Source organism: Actinophytocola sp. (assembly GCF_036402745.1).
In the GTDB taxonomy this organism is placed as follows: domain Bacteria; phylum Actinomycetota; class Actinomycetes; order Mycobacteriales; family Pseudonocardiaceae; genus Actinophytocola.
This window is the reverse complement of record NZ_DASWSJ010000289.1, coordinates 1-9,098: the sequence shown is the minus strand read 5'-3', so window position 1 is coordinate 9,098 and position 9,098 is coordinate 1. Positions and strand designations below refer to the sequence as shown.

The 9,098-nt window shown below is 70.9% G+C and carries 7 protein-coding genes; 5 read left to right on the top strand and 2 right to left on the bottom strand.

Annotation, left to right across the window (positions count from 1 at the left end):
- Positions 1 to 297: 297 nt before the first annotated feature.
- Positions 298 to 885: an HSP18 transcriptional regulator gene (locus tag VGD70_RS27390; protein ID WP_331086283.1), complete on the bottom strand. Its 588-nt coding sequence runs from the start codon at positions 883 to 885 to the stop codon at positions 298 to 300.
- Positions 886 to 986: 101 nt separating this feature from the next.
- Between VGD70_RS27390 and VGD70_RS27385 the strand changes: the two genes are divergently transcribed.
- The 3 genes from VGD70_RS27385 to VGD70_RS27375 all read left to right on the top strand — a co-directional run bounded on the left by VGD70_RS27385 (position 987) and on the right by VGD70_RS27375 (position 3,282).
- A complete protein-coding gene (locus VGD70_RS27385; RefSeq protein ID WP_331086281.1) occupies positions 987 to 1,409 on the top strand; it encodes an Hsp20/alpha crystallin family protein in 423 nt (140 codons plus the stop codon).
- Positions 1,410 to 1,535: 126 nt separating this feature from the next.
- A complete protein-coding gene (locus VGD70_RS27380) occupies positions 1,536 to 1,964 on the top strand; it encodes a DUF6292 family protein (RefSeq protein ID WP_331086279.1) in 429 nt (142 codons plus the stop codon).
- 97 nt (positions 1,965 to 2,061) lie between these two features.
- Positions 2,062 to 3,282: a sialidase family protein gene (locus VGD70_RS27375; protein WP_331086277.1), complete on the top strand. Its 1,221-nt coding sequence runs from the start codon at positions 2,062 to 2,064 to the stop codon at positions 3,280 to 3,282.
- A gap of 144 nt (positions 3,283 to 3,426) precedes the next feature.
- Here the strand turns inward: VGD70_RS27375 and VGD70_RS27370 are convergent, their stop codons facing one another.
- Complete coding sequence (locus VGD70_RS27370; RefSeq protein ID WP_331086275.1) at positions 3,427 to 7,071, bottom strand: glycoside hydrolase family 2 TIM barrel-domain containing protein; 3,645 nt, start codon at positions 7,069 to 7,071, stop codon at positions 3,427 to 3,429.
- 178 nt (positions 7,072 to 7,249) lie between these two features.
- On the opposite strand from VGD70_RS27370, the gene VGD70_RS27365 reads away from it, so the two are divergent.
- Together VGD70_RS27365 and VGD70_RS27360 are read left to right on the top strand one after the other, a co-directional pair.
- A complete protein-coding gene (locus VGD70_RS27365; protein ID WP_331086273.1) occupies positions 7,250 to 8,293 on the top strand; it encodes a zinc-binding dehydrogenase in 1,044 nt (347 codons plus the stop codon).
- Between the two features lie 189 nt (positions 8,294 to 8,482).
- Positions 8,483 to 9,098 (top strand): cyclase family protein (locus VGD70_RS27360; protein ID WP_331086271.1); only part of this gene is annotated, 616 nt, incomplete at its 3' end.

Here is a 9,098-nt window from a genome sequence, read left to right as displayed (position 1 = left end):
GACGCTGGTCCGCCTCCCCGGGATTTAAGTGTGTGTTGCGTCCCAGCGGATAGTGCGGGTATCGAGGTGGATGGTGGCTGGGTGCCGTCACGGTCCCCTGAGGTTCCAGTGGTCGGCACAGGACATCACACGATGATCTACGAGACACCTAGTCCGCCTCCCCGGGATTTAAAGTGTGCGTTGCGTCCCAGTGAATGGGTGCGGGTATCGGGGTGGGTGGTGGCTGGGTGCCGTCACGGTCCCCTGAGGTTCCAGTGGTCGGCGCATGACTTCACCCGATGATCTACGAGACAGGCCTTAGCGGTCGCGGCGACCTTGGGTGGCTTGGCGGACGTCGTCGGTCTGGCGAGTCAGGGCGCCTAGCTCGTCGGCCAGGCGCTCGTGGGCCTCGCGCAGGTCGGCGCGGGCGGCGGCCAGGGGGGACAGCAACGCGGCCGGGTCGTTGTCGGCCAGGGCCTCGTCCACCCGGGCCTGGGCGGCGTCGCCCAGGGTCTCGGCGGCGCTCACCCGGCCCGCGAGGCGGCGCAGTGCCACGGAGTTCTGCCGGGCCCAGTGCGCGACCGCACGGTCGCCGGCCCGCTTGTCGCGCTCGGCGCGGACCCGTTCCTCACCCGTGGCCTCGCCGGTGGCCGACGGGCGCAGCCGCAGGTACCGCCGCTCGGCCGCCTGCCGGCTGGTGACCCCCAGCGCCGGCGCGATCCGCGCCCAGCTCTCCCCCTGCTCGCGCGCCGCGGCGATGAGCTCCGGCTCCCACGCCGCGACCTCCTCCCGCAGGCGCCGCAGCACCTCCAGTCCGGTGAGCACGTCGGGCGCGGCACCCTGCCGGACATCGCCGAGCACGGCCTCGACCAAGGCCAACGCCTTCGCCGCCGAGAGCTGGTCCATCTAGTCATCCTTTCGACGACGTCACACTTGTCATCGTTTCGACGACATGATACAACGGGATCGCGCGTTGACAGAACCCAACGAGCCAAGGAGGTAGCAAGATGTTGATGCGCACGGACCCGTTCCGCGAGCTGGATCGGTTCGCCCAGCACGTGTTCGGCACCACCGGCAGCTGGTCGCGCCCCACCGCCATGCCGATGGACGCCTACCGATCCGGTGACGAGTTCGTCGTCGCGTTCGACCTGCCCGGCATCGAGCCCGACGCCGTCGAGCTCACGGTCGAGCGCAACGTGCTCACCGTCAAGGCCGAGCGCCGGCCCACCACCCCGGGCGACGTCGAGATGCAGATCTCCGAACGTCCGCTCGGCGTGTTCTCCCGCCAGCTGTTCCTCGGCGACACGCTCGACAGCGGCAACATCGACGCCACCTACGACGCCGGCGTGCTGACCCTGCGCATCCCGGTTCTCGAGGCGGCCAAGCCGCGCAGGATCTCGATCACCGACCGCAAGCAGCTCAACGCCTGACCCGAGCCGGTCAGTCCTCCGACACCCGTTCTGACACGAACGGGTGTCGGAGGACCGGCGTTGGGTATCCCCTTCGCGGTCGTCCCCGACGGCGGCCGCGAACCGCACAGGAGGGACGGAAGACAGATGGAGCTCGAGCCCCGGAGCCGCACGGTAGGTGGCCTGCGTCGGTACGTGGGTCTGGTCACCGAGGCGCTCGGCTGCTCCGGGGATGCGTTCTGGGTGCAGCCCGAGGCGCCGGTCACGGCCTACATCCCGATCGACGACCGGGTGCCCGCCTTCCCCGACCGCGACCTCGCCCTCCTCTGGGACGAGCGGCATGGCTGGTGCGGCGCCATCGAGACCGCCTCCGGCGAGGACCTCATCGTCCTGTCCTACCTCGGTTCGGACATCCTGCCGCCGCCCCGCGTGGTCGCCCGGTTCGCCGCCGCCCTCGTGGCCGGCGCGGGGCCCGGCCAGGCCGCGCCCCCCGGGTTCCGAGCCACCGACGCCGACGACGACCTCGCCGACCGGCTCGCCGCGTACGGCCCGGCCCCGGAGCCGGCCTACCAGTAAACCCGAACACGCTTCTCCTGCGGGTTACCGAATCACCCGAAATGCGTTAGTTTGGTCGGGAGTTTTCCTTTGCCCGACCAGCGAAAGCGAGCGCGCGGTGCGGACAGGACGTCTTCGGGGCCTCGGGCTCCTCATCGGGTTGGCCGGGGCGCTCGTCGCGCCGACGGGGAGTGCCGCGGCGGCCGCGCAGTCGCACTCCGAGAAGATCATCTTCGACGGCGGCGGCTCCGAGCAGCTCAACGGGATCCGCTACCACTCCTTCCGCATCCCCGCACTGGTCCGCACCGCCAAGGACACGCTCATCGCGTTCGTCGAGGGGCGCGCGGCCGACAACGCGGACTTCGGCAACATCAACCTGCTCTACAAGCGCTCCACCGACAACGGCGCGACGTGGTCCGCGCTCTCCGAGGTCGTCGGCTCCGGGCAGGGCACGTGGGGCAACCCGACCGCCGTGGTGGACCGGTCGAACAACAAGGTCTGGCTGTTCATGAACTACCAGGCCGGCGCCACGGTCAACTCCTGGGACGACCGCCAGGTCTGGGTCTCCTCCAGCACCACCGACGGCGCGAGCTGGTCGGCCCCGGTCAACATGTCGGCCACGCTCAAGCCGCGCACGCTCGCCGGCGGCGGCAGCTGGAACTGGGACGCGGTCGGCCCCGGCGTGGGCATCCAGACCACCTACCGCAACCCCGGCCGGCTCGTCATCCCCGCCCAGCACCGCAACATCTACAGCGACGACCACGGCGCGACGTGGAAGGTGCAGGTCATGCGCACCACCGCGGGCGCGGCGATGGAGCAGACCGGTGAGTCGACCGTGCTGGAGCTCGCCAACGGCACGCTCTACCGCAACGACCGCGCGACGACACCGGTGTGGGAGGCGAACAAGCGCCGGTACGTCGCCCGCGGCACGATCGAGTCCGGGTTCACCGCGTTCGCGCCGGCGAGCTGCCTGCTGGACCCGAAGAACGAGGCGTCCACCATGCGCTACAACGCCGACGCCCCCGCGCGCCTGGCGTTCGTCAACTCCGCCAGCAGCGAGACGCGCACCAAGATGCGCATCCGGATGAGCGAGGACGAGGCCCGGACCTGGAGCTACAGCCGCCCGTTCAGCGACGCGCCGCTGCCCCTGGAAGGCGGCAGCTACCACGAGGGCGGCTACTCGAGCATCACGAAGACCGCCGACTACCACGTCGGCGCGCTGATCGAGGTCAACGAGGACACGTCGAGCAGCTCGACCTCCCACCGCTCGATCGCGTTCCGCAAGGTCAACCTGCCCTGGATCCAGGCCGGCGTCCAGGAACCCACCTGCACCGGTTAGGGCCTGTCTCGTAGATCATCGTGTGAAGTCCTGCGCCGACCACCGGAACCTCAGGGGACCGTGACGGCACCCAGCCACCATCCACCTCGACACCCGCACTATTCGCCGGGACGCAACGCACACTTTTAATCCCGGGGAGGCGGACTAGTGGTGGCGCACCTCTGCCGGGCTCAGGGGGCGGATCACCAGGTCGTACGAATGATCCACGTCCTGCTGGACCTGGTAGCGCTCGCGCACCGGGTTGGGAGTGTCGCCCACGCCGGTGGCCGCGTGGTCCGCGTGCAGGGTGACCCAGCCCGGGTTGCGTTGCAGCTCGAACGGGTACGCGGCGCGGTCGAGGTCGTCGTACGGGGTGACGCTGACATCCGTCGCGCCGGCCACCAGTAGGCCGCCGGTCCGGCCGTCGGTGAGCAGGGCCCAGCGGGTGTCGGTGTGGTTGCCGTGGTCCTGTGGGCGGTAGTAGTCGACGTACTGTCCGTCCACAGTGGACTTGTAGACGCCGATCGGGGTGCCTTCCTTGCGGTCGACGTAGCTCTCCTGCGCGCCGCGGCCGTACCAGGCGAACCTCTGGAACGTGTCGGGCACGGCCAGCTGCACGCCGATCCTCGCCAGGTACGGCAGCGTCCGCACGGCTCCCCGCGGCGACACGTGGTGCGCCAGGCGAATGGTGCCCGCGCCGTCGACCCGGTAGGTCATGGTCTGCGCGAACGAGGCGTCCGGCCGGTCCGGCGCGGCGACCGTGCTGGTCACCGTGACCGTCCCCGGCTCGACGGTGACCGAGCCGACCGTCGTCCTCAGCCGGTCCAGCCCGGCCGCGCGCCACAGCTCGCCCTCGGCCGTGCCCCAGTTGTAGGTCTCGTTGCTGATCGGCGCGCGCCACGCGTCCAGCACCGGGCCGGACCTCAGCAGCTCGGTGCCGCGCACCCGCATCGAGGTGAGCGAGCCGGTGGCCTTGTCGACGGTGTACCGGAAGTCCTTGCCGGACAGGGTGACCGCGTCGGCACCGTCCTCAGTGGTCACAGTACCGCTGCCGTCGGGCAGCTCGTTGCCGGGGACCACCGTGCCACCGAGCGGGAACTGGTCGTGCGCGGGCACCGTGCCGGTGGTGGTGACGTCGAGGAACCGTTCGACGTCGCGGGGGTTGCCCGGCACGGGGATGGCCACGGTGCCGGTACCGCCGGCCGCGATGTCCAGCGCGCGCGTGTCCCCGGCGACCTCCTTGCCGCCTTCCCGGACCGACCAGCGCAGCGACGTGCCACCGGTCGAGGCGAACGGGCGTTCGTTGTGGACGGTGAGCACGCCGCCGCCGTAGGAGAAGCGCAGCGGCTGCTGCACCCACGCGAGCTGCGCGGTCTCCGGCTGGAGGAACCGGTCCGAGCCGACCAGACCGTCCACACCGGACAGGCTCTCGCCGTAGGACAGGTGGGTACCGGCGGTGGTGAACTCGTCGAAGTTCAGCGCCAGCACGGCGTCCGGCGCCGGGTCCTCGCCGGCCGCGAGCGCGCCGGCGGTCAGGGCGTGGTCGTAGATCCGCACGTCGTCGATGGTGCCGTGGGCCATCCTGCCGCGGTACTGGTCCTGCATGACCTCGGGGTTGCGGCCGACGTTGACCTCGTAGAAGGAGTTGTCGATGGTGCCGGTGAACGCGGTGCTGCCGACCTCGGCCCCGTCGATGTAGAGGCGCAGCGCGGTGCCGTCGAAGGTGCCGGTGACCCGGTGCCAGTGGCCGTAGAAGTCGGCCGGCACCTCGGCCTGCACGACCCGCCACCCTCCACTGTAGACGAAGAACTCGAGCGTGGTCGCGGTCTTCATCTTCAGCGCGTAGGCCTTGTCCCCCTTGGCGATCATCGTGAGGTCGCCGGTCCAGGCGGCCGGCTTGACCCACGCGTCGAGGGTGAGCGCGTCGCGGATCTCGAGCCGGCGGTCCCGGTACACCTCGACGAAGTCGTCGAGGCCGGACAGCTGCAGCGCCTTGCCGCGGTGGCCGTCGACGATGTCGGGCTTGCCGGTGAGGTGGGCCATGATGTCGTTGCCCGAGCCGTCGGGGGTGACGCGGACGTCCTGGCGGATGTTCTGCTCGGCCCAGTCCCAGATGAAGCCGCCCTGCAGCTGCGGGTTCGCGCGGATCGTGTCCCAGAACTCGCGGAAGTTGCCGAGGCTGTTGCCCATCGCGTGCGCGTACTCGCCGAGGATCACCGGCTTGGTCGTCTGCTGGGCCTGCTGGGCGAGCCGCTCGGGGGTCGGGTAGCGCGGGCCCCAGACGTCGGCGTAGGGCGCGTCGCCGTTGGGCGAGTTGGACTGGTGGTACAGCGGGCGGGTCGGCTCGTTGGCGCGCGCCCACTCGGCCATCGCGTAGTGGCCCTTGCCGAGACCAGCCTCGTTGCCGGTGTCCCACATGAAGACGCTGGGATGGTTCTTGTCGCGCTGGACCATGGCGACGAACCGGTCGTGGAAGGCGTCCTGCCACTCCGGCTTGTCGGCGAGGCAGACGCTCGGGCAGGACTCGTGCGCGTGGGTCTCGATGTCGACCTCGTCGTCGATCCACAGTCCTGCTCGGTCGGCGAGGTCGTAGAAGTACGGGTCGGACGGGTAGTGCGAGGTGCGCACGGCGTTGACGTTGAGCTGCTCCATCAGCGCGACGTCCTGCTCCTGGCGCGCGCGGGGGACGTACCGGCCGTGGTCGGGGTCGGTCTCCGCCCGGTTGACGCCCTTGAACAGCACGCGTTTGCCGTTGACCTTGAGCTGGCGGTCCTCGACGGTGATCTCGCGGAAGCCGATCCGCTCGCTGGTGACGTGGTCGCCGGCGGTGAGCACGAGCGTGTAGAGGTTCGGCGTCTCGTCGGTCCACTTCTTCGGGTTACTGACCACAGTGGACAGTGTGGCGGTGTCGTTCTCGGTGGTGGCCCGGAACGTCGCGACCTCGTGGCCGCCGTGGTCGCGGAGGGACGCGGTGACGGTCACCGGTCCCGGCTGCGCACGGGTGAGCGCCACGTCGGCCTTGAGGGTGGCGTCGGTGTAGGTCGCGTCGAGGTCGGTGGTGACCGCGAGGTCGCGGATGTGGGTCCTCGGCGTGTTGTAGAGCCAGACCGAGCGGAAGATGCCGCTGTAGCGCCACTGGTCGACGTCCTCGAGGTAGGAGCCGGAGCCCCAGCGGTGCACCTGGACGGCGACCCGGTTGCGGCCGGGGTGCAGCGCCTGCGAGATGTCGAACTCGGCCGGGGTGTAGCCGCCCTGGTCGTAGCCGAGGTAGGTGCCGTTGACCCAGACGAAGTAGCCGGAGGTGACGCCCTCGAAGCGCAGGAACGTGCTGCGGTCGGTCCAGTTGGCGGGGAGGTCGAAGTCGCGGGCGTAGGCGCCGGTGGGGTTGACGTCCTTGGGCGCGAAGGGCGGGTTGTCGGGCCAGACCTCCTCGGGGATGTTGCGGAACATCGGGTGGTCGAGGCCGGCGGTCTGCCAGGTGTGCGGAACGGTCGTCGTGGTCCAGCCGCTCGTGTCGTAGTCCGCCGCGAAGAAGCCCGCGGGCACGCCGTCGGGGCGGTCGGACATGTGGATGCGCCAGTCCCCGTCGAGCGACTGGACGAAGGGCGAGCGCTCGCCGTGGCGCGCGGCGGCGCGGGTGGTGGCGTACGGGCGCAGCTCGGCGTGCGGCGGCTGCTGGCCCTCACCGGTCATGCGGGGGTTGTCGAGGTAGGCGTAGGCGTCCGGTCCCTGTGGTTGCGCGGCCACCGTCGTGGCAGGCACACCGGAGATGAGCAGGGCGGCGACGGCGACGAGGACGACCGGACGCATTGGGGGACCCTCCGGAAGCGTTCGGTTGCGTTCATCTGCTCGCCCCGATGCGAGCAGTATTCAACATAAGCAACCAACTCGGACCGTAGTCGCGTCGATACGGGCGGGTCAATACGCCGACAGGCCGCTGTTCTCCCGTGGCAAGGTGGGTTGAGCCAACCACCTGGGAGGACCCGCGATGCTCGCCGGACGGCTGGAGATCTCGACCCGCAAGCTCACGGTCCGGGAGGTGCCGGTGCCCGAGCCGGGGCCCGGCCAGGTGCGGGTCCGCGTGCGGGCCGCCGGCGTGTGCCTGTCGGATGTGCACCTGATCGACGGCAGCCTCAGCCCGCTGTTCCTCGAGGGCGACGAGGTGACGCTCGGCCACGAGGTCGCCGGCGAGATCGACCTGCTCGGCCCGGCCGTGCCGGCGCCGTGGCAGGTGGGCGACCGGGTCGTGCTGCAGGCCGGCGAGCACTGCGGCCGCTGCGCGAACTGCGTGCGGTTCCGCCAGCCGTGCCTCGCCGTGCGGACGCGCGGCGTCGACTACGACGGCGGCTGGGCGGAGTACGCGCTGGCCAGCCACCACACGCTGGTCGCGATTCCGGACGAGCTGCCGTTCGAGCAGGCGGCGATCGTCCCGGACGCGGTGTCCACGCCGTGGGGCGCCGTCACCGGTGCCGGCAAGGCGGCCGCGCCGGGACGGCCGGCGGGGGTGTGGGGGGTCGGCGGGCTCGGCGCGCACGCGGTGCAGCTGCTGCGGCTGGTCGGCGCGGTGCCGATCGTGGCCGTCGACCCGCTGCCGGCGGCCCGCGAGCGGGCGCTGGAGTTCGGCGCGGACGTGGCGCTCGACCCGGCCGCGGCGGACCTGCGCGACCAGGTGCTCGCGCTCACCGGCGGCGCGGGCCTCGACGTCGCCTACGACATGGCCGGCGTCGGCGCGGTGCGCGAGCAGGCGGCGCGCTGCCTGGGCCTCGGCGGGCGGCTCGTGCTCGTGGGGCTCACCCCGGAACCGTTGGCGCTCAAGAACTCGATCGCGCTCAGCTTCCGCGGCCAGCAGATCATCGGCTCGTACGGGTCGGGGCCGGGCGCGGTCGAGCAGCTGATCGAGCTGACCCGGTTCGGCCGGCTGGACCTGCACCGGTCGGTCTCCGCGACGATGCCGCTCGCGGAGGCGGCCGACGCCGTGGCCCGGCTGGCCGGCAAGACGGATGCCCCGATCAGGATCATCCTGGTGCCGTGACGCATCCGGTGGTGTCGCTGCTGTCGGCACGTGCCTGCTACCGGTGCCACAGCACCACAGGTGTGCCGTACCTACCTCCTGACCGGCCGGCTGCTGGCCCGCTGATCTAGTGTCATGCCAGTTCAGCGGGCCTTGGCCTCGAACCGCGTGACCGGAGGAGTCGATGCTGGGATGACGGCAGGGCGACCGATGCCCACACAGGACGACGTGCTCGGGTACTTCGACACGCTGTCGAACTGGGGACGGTGGGGCGACGACGACGAGCTCGGCACTCTGAACCACATCACCGACGACGTCCGGCTGGCGGCGGCGCGGGCCGTGCGCCATGGCAGGAGCGTGTCGTGCGCATGGGAGGTTGCCGTACCGGAAGACATGGAGCGGTCGACGACGACGTGCCCGTGCGCCGCTGACATGCCGGGTGCCGAGAACATGCCGGTGGCCGCATTCCGCAACGACCGGCGCTGGGGCTTTTCGTCCGAGCGGCTCGGCATCACGTTCCACGGCAACACCCTCACCCACGTCGACTCGCCGTGCCACATCTTCTGGGACGGCACGATGTACAACGGGCGGTCGCACTCGTTGGTCGACGCCGCAACGGGATCGGCGTGGGCGGCCGTCACGGCGGCGGCGAACGGGATCATCACGCGTGGTGTCCTGCTGGACATTGCGAGGGTCCGCGATGTGCCGTGGTTGGAGCCGGGGCAGGGTGTGTTTCCCGACGATCTCGAGGAGGCCGAGCGTCGCCAGGGTGTGCGGGTGCGATCCGGCGATGCGGTACTCCTGCGGACCGGCTATGGCCGCGTCC